This window comes from Sphingomonas sp. CCH5-D11 (genome assembly GCF_001557395.1).
Classification (GTDB): Bacteria; Pseudomonadota; Alphaproteobacteria; order Sphingomonadales; family Sphingomonadaceae; genus Sphingomonas.
Map to the genome: position 1 here is coordinate 23617 of NZ_LSKH01000304.1, position 24152 is coordinate 47768.

Here is a 24152-nt window from a genome sequence, read left to right on the forward strand (position 1 = left end):
CCGGCATGTATGAGGAACATTTTGGCCTGACCGAACGGCCGTTCCAGCTGACGCCCGATCCGCGTTACTGGTTCGATTCGGCCACGCATCGGAAGGCAATGGCCTATCTCGGCTATGGTCTGGCCCAGGGCGAAGGCTTTATCGTCATCACTGGTGACATCGGCGCGGGCAAGACGACGCTGGTGGGCCATGTCACAGCCCAGATCGATCCGGCGAACCTCAACGTCATCACCATCGTTTCGACCGCGATCGAGGGCGACGACCTGCTGCGGGTCGTCGCAACCGGGCTGAACATCGAGCCGGCGGGTCGATCCAAGGCGGAGTTGCTGACGCTGGTGGAGCGCGGACTTCACGCCGTCGCGCGGACGGGGCGCCGTACCCTGCTGATCGTGGATGAGGCGCAGGCGCTGCCCGTGTCGGCGTTGGAAGAGCTGCGCATGCTTTCCAACTTTCAGGCGGGCGGGCGAGCGCTGCTGCAAATATTCCTTCTCGGCCAGCCGGAGTTTCGCGAACGGCTGAACGGATCGGACAGGCTGGAGCAGCTGCGCCAGCGCGTGATCGCCATTCATCATCTGGAGCCGATGGGACCCGATGAAGTGGCGAGCTACGTCACGCACCGGCTCGGCATCGCCGGGTGGCAGGGCGAACCGAGCTTCGCGGACAATGTCTTCCCTGTCCTGCACCGCGCGAGCGGCGGCGTTCCGCGTCGCCTGAACCAACTGATGGGGCGGGTGCTGCTACATGCCGCCATCACCGATGCCAAGGTGATCGACGCTGCGCTGGTCAACGCCGTGCGGGCGGACGCAGCCAAGGATCTGCCCAGCGCCTCCGCCATCACGCCGACGGTGCGCGCCGTGCCGAAGGCTGCACCGGAACCGTCGCGTTCCATGGAGGGCGGTTCGCCGGCCGGATCCGATCCCGAACTGCTCGGTCGCATCGCTCGGCTCGAGCAGCAGGTGAAGGAGCAGGATGCCGCGCTTCGCCGCATGCTGACGCTGCTGGTCGACTGGGTGGAAAGCGACGCACCGGCACCGCGCGGCAGCCTGGAGGCGGTGCGCGGCGCTGCGGCCTGATGACCGTTCCCGGTAGCGAAAATGCCGCAAACGCGGCGCGGATCATCAATGGCATGTCGGTCGACGTGGAGGAATGGTTCCAGGTCGGCGCGTTCGAGAACACGATCGACAAGCAGTCGTGGGACGATCTGCAAAGCCGGGTCGTCACCAATACCAGCGCCGTACTGGATCTGTTCGCCGAACGCGGCGTGACCGCGACATTTTTCACGCTGGGCTGGGTGGCCCACAGACACCCTGCGCTGATCCGCCGGATCGTGGGCGCGGGTCATGAAATTGCGAGCCATGGCTGGGATCATCAGCGCGTCTTCACCATGAGCGCGGCAGAGTTTCGCGCCGATCTCCGCCGTGCGCGCGCCGCCCTGGAGGATGCGGGCGGCGTTGCCGTCACCGGATATCGCGCGCCGAGTTTCTCGATCGATTCGCGAACCCCCTGGGCGCACGCGGTTCTTGCCGAAGAGGGGTATCTTTACTCCTCCAGCGTCGCGCCCGTCGCTCATGATCATTACGGATGGCGCGAAAGCCCGCGATTCGCGTGGCAGCCGCTATCCGACAGCGACATGATCGAATTGCCCGTGTCGGTTGCCGAGCTTGGACGGCGGCGGATGGCGGTGGGTGGCGGATTCTTTCGCCTGCTGCCCGCGGCACTGACCGATCTCGCGGTGCGCCAGGCGAATGGCGCGGGCCATGGCGGCATGTTCTATTTTCATCCCTGGGAGGTGGATCCCGACCAGCCACGGGTCACCAACGCGCCGATGCGGTCCCGGCTGCGGCATTACAGCCGGTTGGGGGCGATGAGCGGCAAGCTGCGCGGCCTGTTGAAGCGACATAGCTGGGGCCGGGTCGATGCGGTGGCAATGCAGGAGCGGCGCGGGTGAAGACGCCTGCCGCTACGGGCGGAGAAGTGGTCGTTCGTGAAGCAGTGGCGGAGGACGCTCGCATCGATGCGTTCGTTGCCAATCATCCCGAAGCCACGCCCTTTCACCTGACCGCATGGACACGCGCGGTGGAGCGTGGCTGTGGGCCGCGGGGGCGCTCTCTGGTGGCGGAGCGTGCCGGCGACATCGTCGGTTATCTGCCGCTTAGCGAGATGCGTTCGCCCCTCTTCGGCGCGGCGCTTGTTTCGGCCGGGTTCGCGGTGGATGGCGGCGTGCTGGGCGAAGGGGTCGAGCCGCTGGCGGCCGCGGCGCGCGCGATCGGCTATCCCGCAGTGGAATTGCGCGGCGGACCGGTGCCTGCTGGCTGGACCGTGGATGAAGACACCTATCTCGGCTTTGTCCGGCCGCTGGCGGAGGACGAGGGTGCCGAGCTTCTCGCCGTCCCGCGCAAGCAGCGGGCCGAGGTGCGCAAGGCCCTGTCCGCCGATCTGGAGGTCGTGACCGGGGGGCTGGCCCTGGCCGACGAGCATTACCGCGTCTATGCGGAATCCGTCCGGAACCTGGGAACGCCGGTCTTTCCGCGATCGCTGTTCCGATCGGTATTGGAGATGATGGACGCGGATATTCTGACGGTGCGGCACCAGGGTCGTGCGGTCGCGAGCGTCCTCAGTCTTTATTTCGGGGGAACGGTGTTTCCTTATTGGGGGGGCGGCGTTGCGGCCGCGCGTCACCTGCGCGCCAACGATCGGATGTACTTCGCGCTGATGACGCACGCACGCGGACGAGGCTGCACACACTTCGATTTCGGGCGATCAAAGACGGGCACGGGGCCAGCCGCATTCAAGAAGAACTGGGGCTTTCTGGGCACGCCGCTGCGCTACGCCAAATGGTCTGACGGACCTGTGCGCGAGGTCAATCCGCAGAACCCCAAATATGCGATGATGGTGCGTAGCTGGAAGAAGCTGCCGTTGCCGGTCGCCAACCTTGTCGGTCCATGGATCAGCCGAGGGCTGGGCTGACGTGGATATCCTGTTTCTGGCGCATCGTGCGCCATTTCCGCCAGATCGCGGAGACCGGATCCGCAGTTTCAATGTGCTCAAATATCTGGCGGTGCGGGCCCGCATTCATTTGATCTCGTTCGTCGATGATGATGCGGCGGTGACGGACGAGCATCGCGCGATGGTCCAAACCTGCACATTGGTGAGGCGCAGCAAGCCCCAGCTTCGTGCCGCGGCGGAAGCGCTGGCGCTGCGGAAGCCAGTGTCGCTGACCGCGTTCGCCGATCGGCGCGTGAGCGAGGCGGTGACGCATGTTCTGTCCCGCCATCCGATCGATGCGATGTACGTCTTCTCCGGGCAGATGGCGCAATATGCTCCGGTGCCCGGACCCAGTATCGTGATGGACTTCGTTGATCTGGATTCGGCCAAGTTCGCCGCCTATGCCGAGGATGCGAGCGGACCGATGCGCTGGATGATGCGGCGCGAGGCACGGCTGCTGGGCGCGTATGAGCGGGCAGTGAGTGCGCGGGCGTCTGCCTCTCTGTTTGTCAGCGCGCCGGAGGCAGCGCTGTTGCCGGGAAGTCGCGTGCTGGAGAACGGCATCGATACCGTCCATTATGATCCCGGCGTCGCAGCTCCGGTTCAATGTGCACGGCCGTTGATCGTCTTCACCGGCCAGATGGATTACCGGCCGAACGTGGATGCGGTGAGCTGGTTCGCGCAATCGGTGCTGCCGCTGTTGCCGAACGCTCATTTCGCGATTGTCGGGCGAGCGCCGACAGCGGCGGTCCGCGCTTTGGCGGGTGCGCAAGTGACGGTCACGGGAGAGGTCGCGGATGTTCGCGGCTGGCTTGCGGCGGCGGATGTGGTGGTCGCCCCGCTGCACCTGGCCCGCGGCGTGCAGAACAAGGTTCTGGAGGCCATGGCCATGGCCCGGCCGGTGGTCGCCAGCCACGCCGCTGCTGAGGGGATCGACCATGCCGGGACGATCCGGATCGCGGCGGGCGCGAAGGAATTCGCAGACTGCGTTGCGGCGCTCCTTCACGATCCGGCGGGTGCGATGGCCCTTGGCGCAGCGGCCCGGCAACAGGTGATCAAGCGTTACGCTTGGGAGGCGCGGCTTGCTTCGCTGGACGCCATGCTGGGCCTGTGCCTGGCGGATCGCGCCCAGTGACGCCTGCGGTGCAGCTCCGAAGCGCTGACGAGGTCGCCGCCGGATGGCGCGTTCATCTGGCCGCGCTTGGCGCTTCATGCTTGTGCGTCCTGGCGCTGTTCCACCGTGACGTCGCCGATCTGGTTCGGATGTGGTGGACCAGCACGACATACGGTCATTGCCTCTTCATCCTGCCGGTGGTCGGCTGGCTGGTGTGGATACGGCGGCGCGAACTCGGCGCGATGAACCCCGCTGCCTGGTGGCCGGGGCTTGCCGTGGTTGCGGCGGGCGGGTTCGGGTGGTTGCTGGGCGAAGCGGCCGGCGTGGCGGGTGCGCGGCACTTCGGCGTGCTGATCGTCTTGCAGGGCAGCGTGGTGGCAATCCTGGGGCCGCATGTTGCGCGCGCGCTGCTATTTCCGCTGTCTTACGCGTTCTTTGCGGTGCCGTTCGGCGCCTGGCTGGAGCCCCCGCTACAGCAGGTGACGGTGGCGATGGTCATGCCGCTGCTCCACCTCGCCGGCGTGCCAGCAGCGGTGGAAGGCGTGCTGATCCATGCCGGGCCCTATTATTTCGAGGTTGCCGAGGCATGTTCCGGCTCCAAGTTCGTGCTGTCGATGCTGGCCTTTGGTGCGCTGGTGGCCAACACCTGTTTCCGCTCATGGCGACGACGGGGGATCTTTCTGGCGGCTGCCCTTGTGGTGCCGATACTCGCCAATGGCATACGCGCGTTCGGCACCATCTGGGCGGCGCAATTTCTAGGACTGGAAGCGGCGACCGGCTTTGATCACCTCGTTTATGGCTGGCTGTTCTTCGCCTTGGTTATGGCGGCGGTGATGGCGGTTGCGTGGCGGTGGTTTGATCGCGCGCCTGATGACGCGGCATGCGATCCCGCCCGCTTTTCCGCCCCGCGGCAGCATCGCACCGGGCCGATAAACGCAGCCTTGCTGTGCATCGTGACGGCGGCGTTGTTCGTCTCTTGGGCGGCGGCGATCGGGGGGCGTGTGCAGTCTTTGCCGCAGCAGCTTCAACTGCCAGCGGTGCCCGGTTGGAGCCGTGCGCCGCTCAGCACGCGCGCGCCATGGGCGCCTTTTTATCCGAGCGCGGATCACCGGCTGATCGGACGCTATGTCAATGATCGAGGCGACGCAGTGGACCTCGCCGTTGCCGTCTTTGCGCGGCAGGAGGAGGGAAGGGAAGTGATCTCCTATGGCACGGGCGTGCTGCGGGAGGGCGACCGCTGGGTGCGGGTGGCATCTTTGCCGGCGATTGACGGGGGAACGGCGATGCGGATCACGGCGCCTGGGCCGGTGCAGCGGGTCGTGGTGACCTGGTATCGCGTGGACGGGACGGTGACGAGCGCCCCGGTCAGGGTCAAGCTGGCGACGCTGAAGGCGCGGCTGCTCGGCGGGGAGCCGGGGGCGGTGGCGCTGCATCTCTCCGCCGAAGAGCGGCCGGGCCATGATGCGAGGACGGCGGTGGCACGGTTCCGGGCGGACCTCGGCGCGCTGGACCGCGTATCAGCCGAGATCATGCGCTGATGTGCGGGCTGGCCGGCCTTTACTATCCCGAGACGCCCAAGCCGGTGGATCCGGCACGCATCCGCGCGATGACGGAGGCGATGGCGGCGCGCGGTCCGGACGGAGAGGGGGTCTGGACGGCGCCGGGGGTCGGGCTTGGGCATCGGCGGCTGTCGATCATCGATGTGGAGGGTTCCCCCCAGCCGATGCATGACGAGACGGGCGCGTGCTCCGTGCTCTTCAATGGCTGCATCTACAATTATCGCGAACTACGGACCGAACTCGGCGCAAAAGGCTGGGTCTTTCGGACAAACGGCGACACGGAGGTGCTGCTTGCCGCCTGGGCTGCCTGGGGGCCGGGGATGCTGGAACGGCTGAACGGCATGTTCGCCTTCGTCATCCATGATGCCCGCACTCAGCAGCTGTTCATGGCGCGCGACCGGATGGGCGTAAAGCCGCTGCACTATGCGCGGTTGGCCGATGGAGCTTTGGCTTTCTCTTCCGAGCTCAAGGGCCTGCTGGCACATCCTCTGATGCGGCGAGTGCCGGATCTGCGCGCGATCGAGGATTATCTGGCGTTCGGCTATGTGCCGGACGATGCCTGCATCGTGGCGGGGGTGAGCAAGCTGCCGGCCGGCCATTACCTCCTGGTGCAGCGCGGCAAGCCGGTGCCGGCGCCGGTGAAATGGTGGGACGTGTCCTTCGCCGACCGGGCAAAAGGCTCCGCCAAGTCATTGGAAGAAGAGCTGATCGCCCATATGCGCGAAGCCGTGCGGTCGCGATTGGTGGCCGATGTGCCGCTTGGTGCCTTCTTGTCCGGCGGCGTCGACAGTTCCGCCGTGGTCGCGCTGATGGCGGAGGCGAGCCCGCAGGCGGTGCGCACCTGCACGATCGGTTTCGTGGAAGCCGATCATGACGAACGGGCCTATGCCGCAGCGGTCGCGGAGCGGTTCCGGACGGATCATGACACGCGCGTGGTGGATGCGGAGAATTTCGGCCTCCTCGATCGCGTGGTCGCCGCTTTCGACGAACCGTTTGCCGATGCATCGGCGCTGGCCACCTATCAGGTCTGCGCGCTCGCTCGCGAAAAGGTGACGGTGGCGCTGTCGGGCGATGGCGCGGACGAGATCATGGCCGGCTATCGTCGGTACCGCTTCCAGGCGGCGGAGGAGCGGGTGCGCGCGCTGTTGCCGGCACGGTTCCGCAGCCAGGTGTTCGGCACGCTGGGCGGCCTTTATCCCAAGGCGGACTGGGCGCCGCGCCCGCTGCGGGCGAAGACAACGCTGCTGGCGCTCGCCGACGATGGCGCGGAGGCCTATGCCCGGTCGGTCGGTGTGACCACGCCCGCGCTGCGCGCACGGCTGTTCAACGATGCCGCTCGGCGCGCGCTGAACGGGCATCGCGCCGAGGACCGCTATGTTGCGGCGATGCGCGATGCGCCGGCGCGCGATCCGATCGATCGGGCACAATATGCCGACATGAAGATCTGGCTGCCCGGCGACATATTGGCGAAAACCGACCGGACCAGCATGGCGGTGAGCCTGGAGGCGCGCGAGCCGCTGCTCGACCATAGGCTGGTGTCCTTCGCCGCCCGCCTGCCCGCATCGATGCGGCTGCGGCACGGCGAGGGCAAGTGGCTGATGAAGAAAGCCATGGAACGCTATCTGCCGCGCGACATCCTCTATCGCCCCAAGATGGGCTTCGTCACGCCGGTGAGCGACTGGTTTCGCGGGCCGCTAGCCGGGGAAGCGGCGGCGCTGTCTCGATCGCGCGTGCTTGCCGACACGGGCTGGTTCGACATGGAAGTGCTGCGGTCACTGGCGGAGACGCACCGCGCCGCGCGCGAGGAGCATGGGCGGACGCTGTGGCAGTTCGTGATGCTGGAGCGGAGCCTGAAGCGGTTGTTCGGGTGAGGGCTGTTAGACGAGGCGCATCGGCTTCGTAGCTTTGCTCGGAAAAGCATGTCGCGCTTCCGGACCAGACCAGCGGGTTGCGGCGGATGAGGTAAAGGCGGGGCGGCGGACCGGCGTGAAGTGGGAAGAGCGGCTGTGGCGATGATCATGCGCGGGACGGCGTTGTGCCGGTGCAAGTGACGGCATAGCCTCCGCCGGAAGGTACGGACGAAGAGGTGAAGGTTGCTGTCGATCGCATTGCTCCTGCAAGCTGTTCCGGCGGCGCCGCCCGCGCCAGTTCCGCCGCTTCATGGCGGTCCGGAGTACAGGACTTGTCCAGTAGGCGGCGAGCAATTCGCGGCATGGCAGCCGTCGATGTACAGCACTTACGGCGAGCGACCCGATGGTCGGCCCTACAGCTATCTGCCGTTTCCGCTTCCCGTTCCCGAATGTCCGAGCAACAAACTGATCGTGTTCGACAAGTTTTCAGAAGCAGAGACACAGAAGCTCGCTCGCCTTATAACAACTGGTGAGTACAAACGCTTGGTCGAGGCCGATACGACCTATTATCGTGCTTACTGGCTAGCCACGGCGCTGGGCCGGCCCAAGCGTGAGGCGCTCGGATTGCTTCTTTCCGCCATCTGGCAAGTGTCGCCAGGCGAGTTGGCCGAAGAGGGTGTCGAGAAGGGCGATCCGCGCCTCGGGCGGTACCAGGACACGTTCATCAGCGAAGTGCGTGCGCTGGATGCTACGGTTGCCGTCGAGGACAGAGTATGGCTTCAGGCGCGCGCTGCGAATGCCGCCCGTCAGATGAAGCAGTTTGGCAAGGCGGAACGCTTGAGGCGGCAGGCTGAGGAAATGCTTACGCGGATCGATGAGAAACGTGGCTGGAACGGCTACATTTCCAAGCTGCGCGCGGTGATCAAGCGTGGCGATGCGAGCATCGAACCGCTCGACATGATCCCGCGACAACAGGTGGCATCAGCATGTATTCGCCTGTATGCGCCGAACCCATTCGATCGGGCAATCTGTGGCGAGCCTGAGATATCCACCCAAATTGCCAATTTGCGCAAAATACTGTCGAAGTCGCGCGAAGCTAAGCAATAGCTTTCGCTATCGCACTGCCGCTGCTCTCGTGACAAGCGGGTAGATTGTACGGGATGCGGCGGTCCCCGTTGTCGGTGTCGCTGCGGATTGATGGATGTTATGGGCGAGCGGCCGCTGTCTGTCGGGCCTGCCACGCCTGCAATTGTTCCACCGCGACCGATCGCCGCAGGACGCGGGCCATTGGATCGATCACCACATGGGCGCCGGCGGGTATGGTCAGCACGCCGCGGCCGCCATCCATGGTCAGCCTTTCGATGCGGTCGCCGACCTTTACCTCGATCGGCATCGCGAACGGGCCGCCGGCGCGCCATTCCAGCGTGAGCTGGTCGCCTTGGCGTGTCTCCACCAGCTCGGGCAGTGCGGCGCGGCGTAGGTAGGCGTTGAAGAACCAGCTGAGATCGCGGCCGGCCTCCTCCCTGACCAACGTCTCGAACTCGCGCGTGGAGGCGTAGCGCGGCGTGAAGTTGCCGGGCTGGGGATCGGGGCGGCCATAGATGAGGCGGCGCGTGGCGGCGAAGAAGGCACGGTCGCCGATCAGCCAACGGAGCGTGTGGAGCGTCCAGGCGCCCTTGAAATAGATGTCGGTGCCCGCGCCGCCCTTGGTGGGCTCGTACACCTCTTCCTCGGTCAGCAGCTTGTCGCGCACCACGGGCGCGATGTTGGTGATGCGATTGCGCTGTGCCTCCAGCATGACGAAGTAGCGCGCGTCGCCTTCGCGCCACTGGCCGTAGAGCGGCTGCATATATTGCGCGAACCCTTCGTGGAGCCAGTAATCGTCCCAGTTCGCCACCGTCATTTGATTGGCGAACCATTCATGGCTCAGTTCGTGCTGGAACAGCCAGTCGAACCCCTCCGGCGCCTTGGCGTATTTGTTGCCGTAAGCGTTGATGGTCTGGTGCTCCATGCCCATGTGCGGCGTCTCAACCACGCCGAGCTTCTCGTCCGCAAAGGGATAGGGGCCGATCATCTCTTCGAAGAAATCGAGGGTGGGGCCAAATTCGGCGAAAAGCGCGCGAGCCTGCTCTTCCTTGCCGGGCAGATGCCAATAATGGAGCGGGATCTTGTTGCCGTAGCGGCTCTGATAGGTGCCAGTGATCTCTTCGAAGGGCCCCACCGCCAGTGAGATGGCGTAGGTGTTGGGCTGGCGCGCCTGCCAATTCCAGCGGGTGCGGCCATCGGGAAAGGTTTCGACGCCGATGAGGCGACCATTGGAAGGCGCCTTGAGCCCGGCCGGCACGGTGATGTGCAGATCGACGGCGCGCGGCTCGCCCGGAGGGAAGTCGAGGCAGGGCCATAGCAGATCGCAGCCATAGCCCTCGGTTGTGCTGGCCACCCATGGCTTGCCATCGGCGGTGGTGCTCCAGACCATGCCATCGGCCCAGGGCGGATTGACCGCGACATGCGGCGTGCCGGCATAGTCGATCCGGGCGCTGACCTTCTCGCCGGCGGCGAGCGGGCGGGGAAGCGCGATGGTCAACTGCCCATCGGGATTGGACCAGGCACGCCTTGGCAGCGCTCGCCCGTCGATGGCGATGGCGGACACCGGCAGGTTCCGGTCCAGATCGACGACGAGACGGGCGAGCGGCGCGCGCGCGGTGAAGGACAGGGTGGCCGATCCCTCGATCCGTCGCTGCTTCGGGCGTACCTCGATCGACAGGTCGGCATGGTCAAAGGTCACGCCCGTTTGCTCCGATGGGCGCGGGCCGCCGGAGATCTGCGTCTGTGCGGTGAGTGGCGGCTCGCCCTTTTGTGGCAGGCCGGCCGGACCGGGCGCCGATACCGGGGGGAGGAGCAGGGCGGCCAGCCACAGGGATGGAGAGATCATGTGGTCCTAAAATGCGATCAATGGGCGCTTTGCTCCATGATCATTGCGCGATGATTGATGGAAACGCCGCGCACCCCATATAAAAGAAGCATGCCGCCTGTTCGAAGCGGCACCGGAGTGTTCATGACCCAGACCTTCCCCGTTCTTCCGCTGCGTGACATCGTGGTGTTTCCGCACATGATCGTGCCGCTGTTCGTCGGGCGCGACAAGTCCGTGGCGGCGCTTGAAGCGGCCATGGCTGCCGACAAGGAGATCTTCCTCGTCGCGCAGCTCGACCCGGCCGAAGACGATCCCAAGGCAGACGATCTGTACGACATCGGCGTGACGGCAACCGTGCTGCAGCTGCTGAAGCTGCCCGACGGCACGGTACGCGTGCTGGTGGAGGGCAAGCAGCGCGGACGGCTCGGCGGGCTGGTGGATGCCGGCACCTACATGACCACCGAAGTAACCTCGATCGAGGAGGTCACGGCGGAAAGCACCGAGATTTCCGCGCTGATGCGTTCGGTGATCGACCAGTTTGAAAATTACGCCAAGCTCAACCGCAAGCTGCCGGCGGAAACCGCCTCGCAATTGGGCGAGATCGAGGATGCCTCGCGCCTGGCCGATGCCGTCGCGGGCAATATCTCGATCAAGGTGGCCGACAAGCAATCGCTGCTGATCGAAACCGATCCGGCGCGGCGGCTGGAGATGGTGTTCGCCTTTATGGAGGGCGAGCTGGGCGTCCTTCAGGTCGAGAAGAAGATCAAGAGCCGCGTCAAGCGCCAGATGGAGAAGACGCAGCGCGAATATTATCTCAACGAGCAGCTGAAGGCGATTCAGCGCGAGCTGGGCAACGAGGGTGAGGAAGGCGAGGGCGACGAGGTCGCCGAGCTGACCCAGAAGATCGCGACCCTTAAGCTCTCGAAGGAAGCACGTACCAAGGCGACCGCCGAGCTCAAGAAGCTCAAGACCATGGCGCCGATGAGCGCCGAGGCGACGGTGGTGCGCAATTATCTCGACGTGCTGCTCGGCCTGCCGTGGGGCAAGAAGTCGAAGCTGAAGAAGGACATCGCCGCCGCGCAGGCGATCCTCGACGAGGATCATTATGCGCTGGAGAAGGTGAAGGACCGGATCGTCGAATATCTCGCGGTTCAGGCGCGCACCAACAAGTTGAAGGGGCCGATCCTGTGCCTCGTCGGCCCGCCGGGCGTGGGCAAGACCTCGCTGGGCAAGTCAATCGCGAAGGCGACCGGGCGCGAGTTCATCCGCCAGTCGCTGGGCGGCGTGCGCGACGAGGCCGAGATTCGTGGCCACCGGCGCACCTATATCGGCTCGCTGCCGGGCAAGATCGTGACGAACCTGCGCAAGGCGGGCGCCGCGAACCCGTTGTTCCTGCTCGATGAGATCGACAAGCTGGGGCAGGATTTCCGCGGCGATCCGGCGAGCGCGCTGCTCGAGGTGCTGGACCCGGAGCAGAACAGCAAGTTCAACGATCACTATCTGGAGATCGACATCGATCTCAGCGACGTGATGTTCGTGTGCACTGCGAACACGCTGAACCTGCCGCAGCCGTTGCTCGACCGCATGGAGATCATCCGGCTCGAAGGCTACACCGAGGACGAGAAGGTGGAGATCGCCGAGCGGCATTTGATCGCCAAGCAGGTCGAGGCGCATGGGCTGAAGGACGGCGAGTTCACGCTGACGCCCGAGGGCCTGCGCGCGCTGATCCAGCGCTACACCCGTGAGGCCGGCGTACGTACGCTGGAGCGCGAGATTGCCAAGCTCGCCCGCAAGGCGCTGCGCCAGATCCTGGAAGGCAAGGCGACGAGCGTCACGATCACGCCGGAGAACCTCCACGAGTTCGCGGGCGTGCAGAAGTTCCGCCATGGCCTGTCCGAAGAGGAAAACCAGATCGGCGCCGTCACTGGCCTCGCCTGGACCGAGGTGGGTGGCGAACTGCTGACGATCGAAAGCGTGACGGTGCCCGGCAAGGGCGCGATCAAGCTGACCGGCAAGCTGGGCGACGTGATGAAGGAATCGGCGGAAACGGCGATGAGCTTCATCAAGGCGCGCGCGCCGTCCTATGGGATCAAGCCCAGCCTGTTCCATCGCAAGGACGTCCACGTTCACCTGCCCGAGGGCGCAGTGCCGAAGGACGGGCCGTCAGCGGGTATCGGCCTTGTCACCTGCATCGTCTCCACGCTGACCGGCGTGCCAGTGAAGCGCGAGGTGGCGATGACCGGCGAGGTAACGCTGCGCGGCCGCGTGCTGCCGATCGGTGGGCTGAAGGAAAAGCTGCTCGCGGCACTGCGCGGCGGGATCACCACCGTGCTCATTCCGCAGGAAAACGAGAAGGATCTCGCGGACATTCCGCAGAACATCAAGGACGGCCTGAAGATCGTGCCTGTCACGCATGTCGACGAGGTGCTTCGCCTGGCGCTTACCGATCCGCTGGAGGCGATCGACTGGACCGATGCGGACGAGCTGGCGGCACAGCCTCCGGCGCCGATCGCACCGGCCGGCGGCGAGCTTCATCATTAAGTCTATCGACTTGTAAGGTAACGGTAACCACGGCGGTTCATCGCAGCCGCCGTGGTTTCGTTTGACACTGAACCGGCCAGCCGTCTTACTGGTACGACCGGCCCTGCGCGGCCGAATCCACTTTTTTGAATATCCGCACAGCGAAACGGGGGTCGTTGCATGAATAAGCAGGAGTTGATCGCGGCGGTTGCGAATGTGTCTGGGCTCGCAAAGAACGATGCGACCCGGGCCGTCGAAGCCGTGTTCGATACGATCAGCGCGCAGTTGAAGAAGGGCGATGAAGTGCGTCTCGTGGGCTTCGGCACCTTTGCGGTGACCAAGCGCAAGGCATCCACCGGCCGCAATCCGCGGACGGGCGAGCCGATGACGATCAAGGCATCCAGCCAGCCGAAGTTCAAGGCGGGCAAGGTGCTGAAGGATTCGCTCAACTCATAAATTTCGATCCGGGCTGGACAGGGGGTGCAGCGCCCCCTAAAGGCCCGCTTCCGGTTTCAACCGGGCGCGTAGCTCAGCGGTAGAGCACACCCTTCACACGGGTGGGGTCACAGGTTCAATCCCTGTCGCGCCCACCATTACCGAAACGCTCGGTAATGCTACACTTTCTGGATCGAGCGAGCAAGGAATCTCCCTTGCTCGTTTCGACCAGTGGACAGCAGATGGTCAGCGCCAAACCGGCGCGCCTCTCCTGAAACTTGGCGCCATATGGTGGTCAGCGCCCTCACAACATCGGAAAGATAGGCGGGATCGTACTTCGCATAGAGCAGCGAGGTTCGGTGCAGCTTGCTGCCGTGGCCCAACATCTCACTCACCTGCCGCTCGGGCACGGTGGGGTCGTTGTAGAGCCATGTCGCGATCGTGTGCCGAATTGTCTTGGGGTACACGTCAGCGCTCAATCCGAGCGTGCGGCGCATGATTCGCCAGGCCGTCTTGTTCGATGCAACCGGGCGATAGCCTTCCTTCGCCCATGCCCGCAGCACAACGCGCATCGGCCGGATTGCCGGGATGATCGCGTTGCGCTTCTTTGTTCGCGGCGCGGCACCGGGCTGGAGGTCGATTAATCCGGTGCGGTCGTCATACTGGCGCAGCGGGTTGAACTGCTTGGCGGCGTCGGGTCGCACGCTGGTGCATAACTGGAGCGCAACGAATCGGAACAGAGCGGCGTCTTGCTTCGCGTACCAGAAGATGCGCCCAAGCTCGTTCAGCGTCAGCACGCGCTCCCGAAGCGGGTTGAGGTGCTTGGCCTCCACTGTCTTGACCTTCGGCACGTAGGGCACGCGTCCGTTGATCTCGGCGTGGTTTAGCGCCGCACGAATGTCGTTGAGGTTCCGCGCCACGGTATCTCCGGAGACGCCTGCCGATTCGTATGGCGTGGCTTTGCCGCCCCAATCTATATCGAAGCGGTGCGGCCCCATGCGCCACTTGCGGAAGCGCTCGAACACAACGGGGACGAGATCCGTCACCACGGCGTTGAGCCCGATGCGATCTTGCTCAAGGAACGCGATAAATGTCCGCAGGCTGCGGTGGGTCTGGTCGTGGTTGGTGAGCTGGTGCCCGCGCTCGTTCCAGTAGAGCGAAAGCAGCGGGACCACGCGGGCCTCCTGCGGCTCCTGCTTTCCCATCGCGCGTTCGCTGGCAGCGTGTGCATGGATGGCGCTCTTGGCCGCCGCTAGATCGGTCGTGCGAGTTGAGCGATAGCGGACCTGTCGAGTGCGGGTGTCGTACCACGCGATCTGGTAGACGCCGGCAGCTTTGCCATCGCGACGGAAGTCGAGCCAGAATTCCCCATTGATACAGGGGCTGTTTTCGCGGGGCATAGTTCCTGGTTCTCAGCTTGTGTCACGATGTCGAGCGCGCCCATTTCGGCCAGCGCGCGTGCCTGTTCAGCGGTAAGGTTTAGCCCGGTGCCGTTGCGCAGCGCGCGTCGGTACTTCCGGGCAATGTCGGTCATGTGGCTCACTCTCCCCCCTCCTTCTCCACCAGGTGGCGGCGAACGATCGACCCTGTATCCCAAGCCCCTGAGAGGATCGCCTTGCGCGCGATGCTGGGATGCTCCCGGCCTTTGCTGTCGGTCAGGAACTCAGGGTAATCCTCGGCCGCTGCGGCGCGGGCTGCTTCGATGTTCATGCCGCCTCCTTGTCGTCCGGGCTGTGGCCGCGCCGGCTCGCCCATTCCTGGGTCTGCAAAGGCCACACAGGGCGGTTGGTGACGGGATCGCGGCGCTCTTTGCGCGCGAGAATATCGCGATAAGTCATGAACACCTCCGAAGCTTGTAAGCCTGTTCGTATTCGACCCACGGCAGCGCGGCGCCCGATCGGAACAGCGCGCAGCGGGTCGCGTAATGCTCGCCGACCAGCCGATCTCCGTTGGTGCCGACGATCCGGAACCGGATCACCTTGCCGAGCATCAGCGCGGCCGCGATCGGCTGGGCCTGTGCGTGGCGCATCCGCGGGCAGGGATGGTGGTTGCACGATCCGTCCCGTTCGCGGGCGTTGACGGCAGCCAGGCGAACCCGCGTGCCGTTGCGACAGGTCACGGTATCGGCATCCGAGACTTTGGTGACGTGGCACACAATCACCGGCGGCAGATCCACACTCACAGCGCCCACCTCCACCACCACCGACGCCGGGCAGCGCGGGCAAGCTGCTCGTCCTGCTCGAAGGTGATGTCCCACAGGTCGTCGGCGCTCATGACGACAGATCCTGGTCATGCCGTTCCGCAATCTCGATCAGTTTCGGATCGGTTGAGTCCATGCGCCCCTCTTCCGGGCCGACAGAAAACCAGTATTCAATCTGACTGACCAGGCACTTCCTGGCAGTCACCTTGGTTGGCGATCGAAGTAGTTCTCTTAAATCCCCCTGATCGACATAACCGCCCGTCATGTCTTTGGCGGGACCGTAAGTTTCCCACAGATAGGCGTGGTCGGCGAACGCCTGTTCATAAGTGACCTTGCTCATGACTGCGCCTCGCGGGATAGGAGGGCTAGGATTGCGTCGGCGGATGCTCTCCACCGTTCCTTCGCCCATAGGGTCTCTTGTGCCCACGGCTTGTTGCGCTTCACGTGCGCCGTGTAGGCCGCTTCCGCCACCTCTTCCCGCGTCGGCAGCGGACGGGATGCCTCCCCCTCGCGCGTGGATGCGCTATGGGCGAGGCGGGTGTTCCAAGCGGCGACAGCCTGCTCTTTCGCGACGAAATGGGCTGATTGCGCCGTGCAGGTGACGTTCTGGCAAACAGCTTGCCAGTCATCAACAATGCCGGACCCCTCTATCTCGGCGTGATAGCCACAGAACGGACACGCCAGAAGTTCCTCACCCGGCATGGTTGTTCTCCTGGGTGGCGAGGGCTTCCCCTTCCGAGGCATCCGGCTTGGGGGTGGTGAGGGCGGACAAGATCGTGCGCAGGTGTCCCCACGTCAGCAGATCATCGCTGTGCCAGCGATTGACCAGTCCACTATCCGGCTCGCCAGCATAGCCTGCCAAGAACACGTCCAGTGTCGTGACAGCCTCCCCCGCATCTGCTCGCAGGGGTGCGGGTGGTGTCGGGGAGGCGGCGGCAAGCCGAAGTGCTGTGTCGCGAATGGACCTGACATGCCGTTCGACGGTGACCGTGAGTACCTCGGCGTTCTCCGTAAGCAGGATGTTGGCGCGACGTGCGATCGTTTTCAGGTCTTCGCGCGCGTCCTTCTCGCTCGGCACCCACCCCTCCGGCTGTGCGGCTTCGGTGGCGAGGGCGAGCATGGCGCGGATGACGGCTTCCTGCATGGCCGATCCTTCCGGCGGCATTACGCCAGTCTCACGCTCAATGCGCTGGTACACCGTCCGCGCGCGGTTCTCATCAATCGTCATGCTGATTGCTCCGAACCAGAGGGTTGGGCGATGCCTTCGGCCCCGGCTGTCGCGGCTTCGCCGTCGAGCCGCTGCGCGTCTCGCCCCTCCGGGCTTCCATCCGTATCGCGGGGCACGCGGATTTTACGCTTGTCGTCGCCAAAGTACGTTGGCGTGGTCTGCGCGTCGTTGAATGACTTTACGGCAGCATAGAACGCTTCCACGCCCGCCATGTCATCAATGCTGGAGTCTTCGAACATGTCATCAAGCAGTGTTTCCAACACGCTATCGGCATTGATCTGCGGGTAAGATACAGTGCAGGGGCTGACCCAATCGACGCCGGCATCTGCCGCTTCGCCCATGTCAAAATAATAGGTGTCGCCGCCGAAAGCGCAGTAGGGCCCGCCGTCATCGACAACCTCCGTCGCAGCTGCCAACTTCGCTTCATGTCGACAACTATAGCATCGGGTCCAATAGCGCGGAGTTTCACACCCGCACATGTCACATGCGTAAGTCTTGGGATTGCAGTCGGTGCAGTTGATCGCCATGTCGCGAGCGTTAAGGATGCCAACCTGCTTGACGCTGTAGGCATTGCCGCAGGTGCGACAGGCAAACAGCTTTGGATTGTGTTCAGGATCGTCCAGCGCGACGAGAACAATCGGCTCGCGTGACGGATCAATGTCAGCAATCACATGCGCATCGTTCATCATTTCACTGGTGGCGCTTGTTAGGCAGCCACCAGCCCCTTGGAGGAAACAGGTCCAGCGCAGTCCCAGCCCCGAAGGACCGCGCGAGTGTGGAGCCGCTGGGTGCGGCCGGGGCTTCCGGGGGGATCATGCGCGACGGAGCCGGGCGCGAAGGCGGCGAGCGGTACGCGGTGGGATGCCGGCGAGATAGTCGGCTTCCTTCACTGAGCGCGCCACCTTCATGGCCTCTTGCAAGCGCCGCGCTTTCTCGTCGCAGCCGGCCTGCCGTGCTTCGTTCGCAGCGGCCCAGCTCACTCCGCGCGCTCCGTCAGATCATCCATCCCGCCAAACTCGCCCATGTCCTCGTCGGCGCGCTTCCACGCTGCGCGCCCGGCCCGCCTGGATCGCATCTCCCACAAATGGCAGGCTGGTCGCGCGATCTTCGATCGTGGACGCGATGCGGGAGCCCAAGCTGTCGCCAGCGCGGGCGGTCTGCCCGGGGGTCACGCGAACGCCGGCCCTTACCAGGGAACGCAGACCATCCTCGACAAAAGGAGATGCCAAGTCTGCCGCTTTACGCAAACCGACATCGGCGACCTTCCCGACCGCACCGCCGATCGCGGCATCTGTGGCAATGCCGGCAAGGTCCGACTGGTTGGACATCAGCGCGCCAGTGGCGGCACCTTGTACCGCGGCGCCACCTGGAAGCCGTCCCAAGGGGAGAGAGGCCAGGAACTCCCCCGACAGTCGCCCCGCCGTGCTGCCCTGATACGGGCTCGACGCTGACAGGCGCTGCTGGTTGATCACCGCCTGCTCAACATTCGGAGCAAAGCCAAGCGCCGAACCCAAGGCGCTTACCTCATCGGCTACCCCGATCTGCTCAAGGCCGCCCTCCAGCCAGTCAGCGGCGTGGTTCCACACGTTCGCCGCACCCTCCGCGACGCCCTGCGCGAAGGACGTGGGGCGCTCGTCGTTACGCTCCACCTCGACCGGGTTGCTCTGGTACTGATCGCCAACCTGTGATCGCGCGAACTGGATCAGCTCCTCATCGGTCGCGTCATCGGGCCCCTCGACGCGGATCGTCTTCCCGTCTGGGGTCTGAATGTCATACTGCCGGGCCATCAGCGGATCACCCGGAACTGGCGCATGCGATCTGGCGAGATGCGTTGCGGCTGCGGCTTCTGGCGCTGATCAGGCACATAGCGGCGCGCGATCCGCTTGGGATCAATGCCGTAATCCTGCGCATAACCCTGGTACTGCGTAGCAGCACTGTTGTAGGTTTCGCGCTCCGACTGATAGAAACGGTCGACCAGCGACGCCATGTTCTTGCGCTGCTGCTCGGTCAGGCGATTGCCGCTGACGCCGCGATTATACAGGTTGCGGATGTTCTCGGGGATGCTTGCGGCATTCTGTGCAGTCGCATATTCGCCTTCGCGAACGACCGAGCCCGGATCCAGCATTTTCATGTAGCTGAACACCAGCGCGATATCGTCCTGCGCCGTTTTGTTCGGGCGCGACATGATCGCCCGGACCTGCTCGCGTGCCGAACGAACCGTCTTGAAGCGCTTTACTTCCGGGAGGCCATTGAATTCCTTCCGTAGATCCGCCTCGGCCTTGCGATTGCTCTGCACGTTCCGATTGGTCGAGGTGCTGGGATCCGCCGGGCCGCCAGCGATCGGGCGCAATGAACCATCAGGGTTCCACTCGTATGCGAAGTTGGCACCTGCGACTTCCATCTTGAGCAGCGGCTGATCGAGCGACCCGCCGATCACTTATGCCTAGTCGATGCGATGCCGCCAGAGGTGCGAGCGGTCCACCACATCAGCCTTGCCGAATGCCAGCAATGGCAGCCGTTCGACGCCGATCAGATGTTCGCGCGCAGCAACCGGGCTGACGCCATCGCTGCGCACAATGCCGAGTTTGAGACGAAGTTTTTCACCTCGCCGGTGCCGGTGATCTGCACGTACAAGGCCGCTCTTCGCGTCTGGCCGGACGCGCCGAGCCACAGCAACGGCGCACTGCGCTACTGGCTGGAGGACGCCGGGAAGATCAAGCCGGATCATGCGCTAACGCAGCCGGCCCATCGCGCCGGTCCCGACGCCTACACGACTGCGCACATTCTCATGGCGCTGTTCGACGCAGGCGCAACCGGCCGCGACATGATCGCGTGGACGAAGGAGCCGCGCCTTCTGCCGACGTGCCCGATTGGCAAGTTCCGCGGACAGCCATGGGGCGAAGTGGAGGCCGGGTTCCTCGGCTGGATGCTCCGGCAACCAACAATGGAAGCAGATCTGAAATGGAATGCCGAGCGCGAGATCGCGCGCCGGCAGGGAGAAAACGCATGAATGATATGTCCGCCGTCATCGTCGCCAAGAGCGACCAGATCAACGCTGACGACCTGATCGCAGGCCCGCGCGTCGTCACCATCAAGGGCGTCAAAATCAAGCCTGGCACCGAGCAGCCGGTCGAGATGGCACTGGAGGGCACGGATAAGCTGTTCCGTCCCTGCAAGACCGTAAGCCGTGTGATCGTCGGCCTGTGGGGCGCGGATGCGAGCCAGTATGTCGGCAAGTCGCTGCGCCTGTTTCGTGACCCGAATGTCACTTGGGCAGGCGTGAAGGTTGGCGGCATCCGCATAGATCAGGCGTCCGATATTGACGGCGAGAAGGTGCTTGTCGTCAAGGAAAGCCAGAAGGCGAGCAAGCTGCACAAGATCAAGCCGCTCAAGACTGAGCAGCCGCCACAGCAGCAGGGCAGGCAGTCGGCTGAGCAGTGGGCGAACGATCACATCGCATTCGTCGTCGGCGCCGCAGATCTCGATCGCCTCGCGCACATTCAGGCTGGCGGCAAGAAGGCGATGGAAAAGCTAGCCGGTGCGAACCCACAGCTGCACCAGCGCGTGCTGGATGCCTACGCCAAACGCTACGCAGAACTGAGCGCCGACACCCTCACCGAAGACAACCCCGCCGCAGCCGAGAGACGTTCAACACGGCTGCCATCAACCGCGCGTTGGAGCCGATCGGGGAGGCCCTGCCAAAGGACACGCCGTTCGGGCGCCGGGCGATCCGCTACGCGGGCGACCAACTGAGCAAGGCATATGACGATATCCTGCCGACGCTGCGTGTATCTGGCGATCAGCAGTTCGCGGACGATCTGGTTGCGATCCACGCTGAAACGAAGGGCATGGCGCCCGGCCGGATCCGCCAGTTCAACAACATCCTCGCCGATCTGAGCGACCGCTATTTCGTCAACGGCACGGAAGTGTCTGGCGAGGCGATGAAGGAGATTGAGACGCGGCTAGGGGAGAAGATCCGCCGCTATGCTCGATCGCAGGACGCTGACCAGCAGGAATTGGGCGATGCGCTCAGTTCGGTGCTAGACGCCCTGCGCGAGACGGCTGCGCGGCAGAACCCCGCGTCTGCCCAGCGATTGCGCGCGATCAATCAGGGCTGGAAGAGCCTGACGCAAGTCGAGCGAGCCGCGCTGAACAGCAAGGGCGTGTTCGGCCCTTCGGCATATTCGCAGGCGGTGCGCCGCTCGTCCGATACCGTGCGGTCCCGCGGGTACGCGCGCGGCGAAGCGCTGAACCAGGATCTTGCGGACGCAGCGTCCGATATCCTTCCTTCGGAGGTGCCGGACAGCGGCACGGCGGGACGGTGGGCGCAATCCAATCTGATCGCTCTGGGGCTGGGGGCGGTCGGGACCGTTCCCTATGCGCTCGCCCGCGCCGGTAATCGCGCCATGCTGCGCGAGAGCTTTACGTCGCCCGAGCTAGCGCGACTTCTTGAATATGGCGCGCGTGGCGCCCCGATAGCCGCGCCCGGCCTTGTGCAAGCCTACAGCAATGCCCCGCCGTAACGGGGCGCGGACCTTGGGCCAAAGGGCTCGTGTCGCGCCGAGTGCGGCAGCGACAATGGCAATTTCCACCTGTCGATTCACGCTTTCCAGGATACCACCATGGCCACATCGGCGCTAGACATCACGTTCCCGGGCAATCTGGCGCAGGTGCCGTCGATCGAGGAACTGCGGGCGCTGCCGTCTGGCGGGCTCGGCACATACTCGACCGTGCTGGTCAAGTATGTGGGGCTCTACTCGTTCAACCCGTCATCCTTTGCCGCGGATGACGGCGACGAAACGCTCAAGCCCGACGACCTGACCAACCTGCAGGCCGGGCGGTGGATCCTGTCGGGCGACACCAGTGGCGGCGGGGGTGGCCAGGACGGTTCCGATGGCCTGATCTCTGTGCAATTCGCGTCGACCGCGGCGGATTGGTCAGCGCTCCCGAACCTCGCCCGAAAGATCCGGCAGGCGGCGTTCAACGGGCCCGGCACGAAGATCAAGTTCGCGGGTGTTGGCTCGTCCAACATGCTGAACGAGGGCGGTGGGCTGGCCGGCGCGGGCAACAGCCCGGTCGAGGTAGCGATGCGCCAGGCCAAGGCGCAGCTCGATCCATTCGGCTTCTGCGAATGGGAGTTTGCGAACTTCGGCGTGAACGGCGCGGCGATCGTCAGCTTCAACGACCCGGCGCCGGGTGGTGGGCCTTCACCGCAGGCGAACCTCGCAGCCTATCAGCCAGACGTGACGATCGTCTGCTACGGGACGAACGACAGCGCGCCGGAAAGCTGGAACACCGGCCAAACGCGCGATTACATTCCGATCGGCGTCAGCGTCGTGGCGGGCTTTTGCGCCTCGATCGACAGCGACAGTATCTTCTTGACGGTGCCAAGCGCGCATGTTGGATCGGCATTTCGGTGTTCGGGCTCACCTGCGCGATTATCGCCCTCATCGCTACCGTCCCGGATCTGCGCGGCGACGAGTTCTTCAAGACCATCGCTGCCCTGATTGTCGGGGCCTTCATCAAGGACGTGGTGGGCTGGGCATACAGCGCCACGAAAGGCGGGGGCGAACTTGCCGACCGCAACGCCGCGATTGTTGCACAACAGGCAACAAAGGAACCGTCGTGACTGAAGACCACGCCTGCGACATCTGCCAGGATCACGGCTGGGTCTGCGAGAACCACCCCTTCGTCGCCTGGGCCGGCATGACGGGAGCGGAAGAATGCTGCGGTGGGGCTGGCGCGCCGTGCTGCTGCAATCCTGACGGCGAAGTCGATCTCGCCCCGTTGCCGACGCAGCACTAATATAAGGATTCCGTTATATGAAGATCAACCTCACCCGCATCGCCAAGACCATCGCCACCAAGGCGCGCGAAAACCCCGAACTCGCGCTGGTCCTGCTGGGGCTGGTCGCGCCCAAGGTAGCAGCCAAGGCGACGCCGATTATCGTGGCAGCGACGCGGAAGCCGTGAGGAGTTAAGCAAACGATCGTTGTCTTACCCGATATGTTGATTCCCATATCGCTCAGCACCGCCCAAAAACGGCAGTTTTCTGCGGGGTAGAGACTGATTTCCTTTGCTCAGCGCACCACCCCCAACTACTCGGGATTTCCGATGAGTTGCCGCCCCCGCTAGACTCCCCCGCCTCCCGCACCTATCCGTGAGGCATGGAGAACGAACCGCGAACACAGACCGATTGCGAGCGAGGCGTGCACCGCTGGTCGAGGCTCTACGAATGCGCCAGCGCGACCAAAGCCGTGTGCCGCCTGTGCGGTCAGAAGGCTGTTGTGGACGGCGAGGAATGGACGCTGGTTCCGAAGCGCTAGATCATGGGCGGCCTGCGTTTCCGAACCATCTACGACCTGGCGAAGGTGGACGCGCACCTGGGCGTCACATGCAACAAGTGCGGGCATCAGGTCGTGCTTGAGCGACAGGGCGTGGAAGACCTGTTCATGGCGAAGGGGTGGAACACGGCGCTTGAGGCGGCAGGGTATCGGTTCCGCTGCGAGAAGTGCGGGCACAAGGGCGCGGCGTTGCGGGCGGTGAAGCTGAATGAGCGGCAACCGGTGGAGAGGCCGCGGGTGTTGTGGGAACGCTGACAGCGATCCGGCTATCCATCAGCGCTGATGGAGCCGAGCCACTTTGCGACGTTGCCGGCCGCCATGCCGAAGCACTGACCGGGCGTAGTGGCCTCCTACTGCGAGCTATGCGTGAGGGCCTGTCGGGTTGCCCCTCATCCATCCGCGATCAGCGCAACTCCCCGCTAGCACGTTTATCGCTAGTCAACAAGGTGGCATGCATGCTATGAAGATCGGGCTGCGCTCGACCAAGAAGGGTTGAACTGTACGGAAGAGAGCGAGGGAGCCTTCGGGACACCGCCCTGTCAGCCGGGATTTGCGCCCCGGTCGCAGCATTTGGCCTTCCGCAAGGGCTGGCGCTTAATAAGGGCCACGCGACCTGACCAAACACAACACGAGGGATTAAGTCTGGGCCGCCTCCCGGTATAGCGCTCGTTACCCTCTGTTAGCGGTTGTTACCCCACCACCCACACCCCGAACGCCATCAACGCGAGCGTGGCGAGGAAGCTGGTGACGAACCGGCGGTCAATGATCTTTACAGGTCCAGGTTGCGCCGCGCGATCTCGGCCAGCAGCGCGTCTGCCTCCGCGTCGCCAGGCTCTCCGGTCGTGCGCTGGTACGCGGCGACGAGATCGCGGTCGGATAGCGATGCGATTTCCTCCGGGCTCATGTCCGTCAGTCTCTCTCGTTATCGGGTGAGGAGCAAGGGGACTTATCGGACGAAAGGAGATGCGCGCGGCGACGTTCAGCAAGTTCGCGGCGCTCTGTTTCGT

At 64.5% G+C, this 24152-nt stretch carries 28 protein-coding genes and 1 tRNA gene; 17 read left to right on the plus strand and 12 right to left on the minus strand.

From position 1 onward, the window contains the following. Positions 1-5: 5 nt before the first annotated feature. From AX702_RS18320 to AX702_RS18350, 7 genes are all read left to right on the plus strand, one after another. On the plus strand, positions 6-1073 hold the full coding sequence (locus AX702_RS18320) for an ExeA family protein (protein WP_066781878.1): 1068 nt from the start codon (positions 6-8) through the stop codon (positions 1071-1073). Further along, positions 1073-1948, plus strand: a complete 876-nt coding sequence (locus AX702_RS18325) for an XrtA system polysaccharide deacetylase (RefSeq protein WP_066781879.1) — start codon at positions 1073-1075, stop codon at positions 1946-1948. The genes AX702_RS18320 and AX702_RS18325 overlap by 1 nt, the downstream gene beginning before the upstream one ends. Continuing rightward, positions 1945-2967, plus strand: coding sequence for a FemAB family XrtA/PEP-CTERM system-associated protein (locus AX702_RS18330; protein WP_082746353.1), 1023 nt, complete (start codon positions 1945-1947; stop codon positions 2965-2967). The genes AX702_RS18325 and AX702_RS18330 overlap by 4 nt, the downstream gene beginning before the upstream one ends. Before the next feature lies 1 nt (position 2968). Further along, positions 2969-4120, plus strand: a complete 1152-nt coding sequence (locus AX702_RS18335) for a TIGR03087 family PEP-CTERM/XrtA system glycosyltransferase (protein ID WP_066781880.1) — start codon at positions 2969-2971, stop codon at positions 4118-4120. Further along, positions 4117-5637, plus strand: coding sequence for an exosortase A (gene xrtA, locus AX702_RS18340; protein WP_066781881.1), 1521 nt, complete (start codon positions 4117-4119; stop codon positions 5635-5637). Before AX702_RS18335 ends, xrtA begins: the two co-directional genes overlap by 4 nt. Further along, the gene (locus AX702_RS18345; protein ID WP_066781882.1) at positions 5637-7529 is read left to right on the plus strand and encodes an XrtA/PEP-CTERM system amidotransferase; all 1893 of its coding nucleotides are present in this window, start codon (positions 5637-5639) and stop codon (positions 7527-7529) included. The genes xrtA and AX702_RS18345 overlap by 1 nt, the downstream gene beginning before the upstream one ends. A gap of 222 nt (positions 7530-7751) precedes the next feature. After that, positions 7752-8615, plus strand: coding sequence for a hypothetical protein (locus AX702_RS18350; RefSeq protein ID WP_156455590.1), 864 nt, complete (start codon positions 7752-7754; stop codon positions 8613-8615). A gap of 97 nt (positions 8616-8712) precedes the next feature. Here AX702_RS18350 and AX702_RS18355 read toward each other — a convergent pair whose 3' ends face one another. Beyond that, positions 8713-10440, minus strand: a complete 1728-nt coding sequence (locus tag AX702_RS18355; RefSeq protein ID WP_066781884.1) for a M1 family metallopeptidase — start codon at positions 10438-10440, stop codon at positions 8713-8715. A 123-nt stretch (positions 10441-10563) separates the two neighbouring features. Here AX702_RS18355 and lon point away from each other — a divergent pair, with 123 nt between their 5' ends. The 3 genes from lon to AX702_RS18370 all read left to right on the plus strand — a co-directional run bounded on the left by lon (position 10564) and on the right by AX702_RS18370 (position 13532). Next, entirely contained in the window at positions 10564-12960 is a 2397-nt protein-coding gene (lon, locus tag AX702_RS18360) for an endopeptidase La (RefSeq protein WP_066781885.1), read from the plus strand. 159 nt (positions 12961-13119) lie between these two features. Further along, complete coding sequence (locus AX702_RS18365; protein ID WP_066781886.1) at positions 13120-13395, plus strand: HU family DNA-binding protein; 276 nt, start codon at positions 13120-13122, stop codon at positions 13393-13395. A gap of 62 nt (positions 13396-13457) precedes the next feature. Continuing rightward, positions 13458-13532: transfer RNA gene (locus AX702_RS18370), tRNA-Val, on the plus strand. A 21-nt stretch (positions 13533-13553) separates the two neighbouring features. Here AX702_RS18370 and AX702_RS18375 read toward each other — a convergent pair. The 10 genes from AX702_RS18375 to AX702_RS18415 form a co-directional block, all read right to left on the minus strand. Then, the gene (locus AX702_RS18375; protein WP_066781887.1) at positions 13554-14774 is read right to left on the minus strand and encodes a tyrosine-type recombinase/integrase; all 1221 of its coding nucleotides are present in this window, start codon (positions 14772-14774) and stop codon (positions 13554-13556) included. 139 nt (positions 14775-14913) lie between these two features. After that, complete coding sequence (locus AX702_RS18380; protein ID WP_156455591.1) at positions 14914-15084, minus strand: hypothetical protein; 171 nt, start codon at positions 15082-15084, stop codon at positions 14914-14916. Beyond that, positions 15081-15212 carry a hypothetical protein gene (locus tag AX702_RS23495; RefSeq protein WP_269450412.1) on the minus strand — a complete coding sequence of 44 codons (132 nt, stop codon included), beginning with the start codon at positions 15210-15212 and terminating at the stop codon, positions 15081-15083. The genes AX702_RS18380 and AX702_RS23495 overlap by 4 nt, the downstream gene beginning before the upstream one ends. Then, complete coding sequence (locus AX702_RS18385) at positions 15209-15565, minus strand: hypothetical protein (RefSeq protein WP_066781889.1); 357 nt, start codon at positions 15563-15565, stop codon at positions 15209-15211. The genes AX702_RS23495 and AX702_RS18385 overlap by 4 nt, the downstream gene beginning before the upstream one ends. Before the next feature lie 79 nt (positions 15566-15644). Next, the gene (locus tag AX702_RS18390; RefSeq protein ID WP_066781890.1) at positions 15645-15914 is read right to left on the minus strand and encodes a hypothetical protein; all 270 of its coding nucleotides are present in this window, start codon (positions 15912-15914) and stop codon (positions 15645-15647) included. Beyond that, positions 15911-16276, minus strand: a complete 366-nt coding sequence (locus AX702_RS18395) for a Lar family restriction alleviation protein (RefSeq protein ID WP_066781891.1) — start codon at positions 16274-16276, stop codon at positions 15911-15913. Before AX702_RS18395 ends, AX702_RS18390 begins: the two co-directional genes overlap by 4 nt. Further along, on the minus strand, positions 16266-16802 hold the full coding sequence (locus AX702_RS18400) for a hypothetical protein (RefSeq protein ID WP_066781892.1): 537 nt from the start codon (positions 16800-16802) through the stop codon (positions 16266-16268). Before AX702_RS18400 ends, AX702_RS18395 begins: the two co-directional genes overlap by 11 nt. Continuing rightward, entirely contained in the window at positions 16799-17488 is a 690-nt protein-coding gene (locus AX702_RS18405) for a hypothetical protein (protein ID WP_197420681.1), read from the minus strand. Before AX702_RS18405 ends, AX702_RS18400 begins: the two co-directional genes overlap by 4 nt. Positions 17489-17800: 312 nt before the next feature. Continuing rightward, complete coding sequence (locus tag AX702_RS18410; RefSeq protein WP_066781893.1) at positions 17801-18589, minus strand: hypothetical protein; 789 nt, start codon at positions 18587-18589, stop codon at positions 17801-17803. Further along, a complete protein-coding gene (locus tag AX702_RS18415) occupies positions 18589-19239 on the minus strand; it encodes a hypothetical protein (RefSeq protein WP_066781894.1) in 651 nt (216 codons plus the stop codon). The genes AX702_RS18410 and AX702_RS18415 overlap by 1 nt, the downstream gene beginning before the upstream one ends. A gap of 18 nt (positions 19240-19257) precedes the next feature. Between AX702_RS18415 and AX702_RS18420 the strand changes: the two genes are divergently transcribed. The 7 genes from AX702_RS18420 to AX702_RS18440 all read left to right on the plus strand — a co-directional run bounded on the left by AX702_RS18420 (position 19258) and on the right by AX702_RS18440 (position 23400). Then, positions 19258-19812, plus strand: a complete 555-nt coding sequence (locus tag AX702_RS18420) for a hypothetical protein (RefSeq protein WP_066781895.1) — start codon at positions 19258-19260, stop codon at positions 19810-19812. 5 nt (positions 19813-19817) lie between these two features. Continuing rightward, positions 19818-20555, plus strand: coding sequence for a hypothetical protein (locus tag AX702_RS18425; protein ID WP_156455593.1), 738 nt, complete (start codon positions 19818-19820; stop codon positions 20553-20555). Further along, positions 20477-21325 (plus strand): hypothetical protein, encoded by an 849-nt coding sequence (locus AX702_RS18430; protein WP_066781897.1) that lies wholly within the window; start codon positions 20477-20479, stop codon positions 21323-21325. Before AX702_RS18425 ends, AX702_RS18430 begins: the two co-directional genes overlap by 79 nt. A gap of 99 nt (positions 21326-21424) precedes the next feature. Beyond that, positions 21425-22309 carry a hypothetical protein gene (locus tag AX702_RS18435; protein ID WP_066781898.1) on the plus strand — a complete coding sequence of 295 codons (885 nt, stop codon included), beginning with the start codon at positions 21425-21427 and terminating at the stop codon, positions 22307-22309. Between the two features lie 118 nt (positions 22310-22427). Continuing rightward, entirely contained in the window at positions 22428-22607 is a 180-nt protein-coding gene (locus AX702_RS21815; protein ID WP_082746355.1) for a hypothetical protein, read from the plus strand. A gap of 17 nt (positions 22608-22624) precedes the next feature. Next, positions 22625-22774: a hypothetical protein gene (locus tag AX702_RS22225; protein WP_156455594.1), complete on the plus strand. Its 150-nt coding sequence runs from the start codon at positions 22625-22627 to the stop codon at positions 22772-22774. Positions 22775-23130: 356 nt separating this feature from the next. Next, positions 23131-23400, plus strand: a complete 270-nt coding sequence (locus AX702_RS18440; RefSeq protein WP_066781899.1) for a hypothetical protein — start codon at positions 23131-23133, stop codon at positions 23398-23400. Between the two features lie 514 nt (positions 23401-23914). Here the strand turns inward: AX702_RS18440 and AX702_RS23500 are convergent. Beyond that, positions 23915-24049 carry a hypothetical protein gene (locus AX702_RS23500; RefSeq protein WP_269450413.1) on the minus strand — a complete coding sequence of 45 codons (135 nt, stop codon included), beginning with the start codon at positions 24047-24049 and terminating at the stop codon, positions 23915-23917. Positions 24050-24152: the final 103 nt, after the last annotated feature.

Coding starts and splice junctions, on each gene's coding strand:
- AX702_RS23500 (WP_269450413.1), bottom strand. CDS start 24,049: ATGAGCCCGGAGGAAATCGCATCGCTATCCGACCGCGATCTCGTCGCC.
- AX702_RS18325 (WP_066781879.1), top strand. CDS start 1,073: ATGACCGTTCCCGGTAGCGAAAATGCCGCAAACGCGGCGCGGATCATC.
- AX702_RS18435 (WP_066781898.1), top strand. CDS start 21,425: ATGGCCACATCGGCGCTAGACATCACGTTCCCGGGCAATCTGGCGCAG.
- AX702_RS18425 (WP_156455593.1), top strand. CDS start 19,818: ATGTCCGCCGTCATCGTCGCCAAGAGCGACCAGATCAACGCTGACGAC.
- AX702_RS18440 (WP_066781899.1), top strand. CDS start 23,131: ATGGGCGGCCTGCGTTTCCGAACCATCTACGACCTGGCGAAGGTGGAC.
- AX702_RS18365 (WP_066781886.1), top strand. CDS start 13,120: ATGAATAAGCAGGAGTTGATCGCGGCGGTTGCGAATGTGTCTGGGCTC.
- AX702_RS18380 (WP_156455591.1), bottom strand. CDS start 15,084: ATGAACATCGAAGCAGCCCGCGCCGCAGCGGCCGAGGATTACCCTGAG.
- AX702_RS18395 (WP_066781891.1), bottom strand. CDS start 16,276: ATGCCGGGTGAGGAACTTCTGGCGTGTCCGTTCTGTGGCTATCACGCC.
- AX702_RS18355 (WP_066781884.1), bottom strand. CDS start 10,440: ATGATCTCTCCATCCCTGTGGCTGGCCGCCCTGCTCCTCCCCCCGGTA.
- AX702_RS18390 (WP_066781890.1), bottom strand. CDS start 15,914: ATGAGCAAGGTCACTTATGAACAGGCGTTCGCCGACCACGCCTATCTG.
- AX702_RS18400 (WP_066781892.1), bottom strand. CDS start 16,802: ATGACGATTGATGAGAACCGCGCGCGGACGGTGTACCAGCGCATTGAG.
- AX702_RS22225 (WP_156455594.1), top strand. CDS start 22,625: ATGAAGATCAACCTCACCCGCATCGCCAAGACCATCGCCACCAAGGCG.
- AX702_RS18420 (WP_066781895.1), top strand. CDS start 19,258: ATGCCGCCAGAGGTGCGAGCGGTCCACCACATCAGCCTTGCCGAATGC.
- lon (WP_066781885.1), top strand. CDS start 10,564: ATGACCCAGACCTTCCCCGTTCTTCCGCTGCGTGACATCGTGGTGTTT.
- AX702_RS18405 (WP_197420681.1), bottom strand. CDS start 17,488: ATGAACGATGCGCATGTGATTGCTGACATTGATCCGTCACGCGAGCCG.
- AX702_RS18375 (WP_066781887.1), bottom strand. CDS start 14,774: ATGCCCCGCGAAAACAGCCCCTGTATCAATGGGGAATTCTGGCTCGAC.
- AX702_RS23495 (WP_269450412.1), bottom strand. CDS start 15,212: ATGACTTATCGCGATATTCTCGCGCGCAAAGAGCGCCGCGATCCCGTC.
- AX702_RS18410 (WP_066781893.1), bottom strand. CDS start 18,589: ATGGCCCGGCAGTATGACATTCAGACCCCAGACGGGAAGACGATCCGC.
- AX702_RS18345 (WP_066781882.1), top strand. CDS start 5,637: ATGTGCGGGCTGGCCGGCCTTTACTATCCCGAGACGCCCAAGCCGGTG.
- AX702_RS18320 (WP_066781878.1), top strand. CDS start 6: ATGTATGAGGAACATTTTGGCCTGACCGAACGGCCGTTCCAGCTGACG.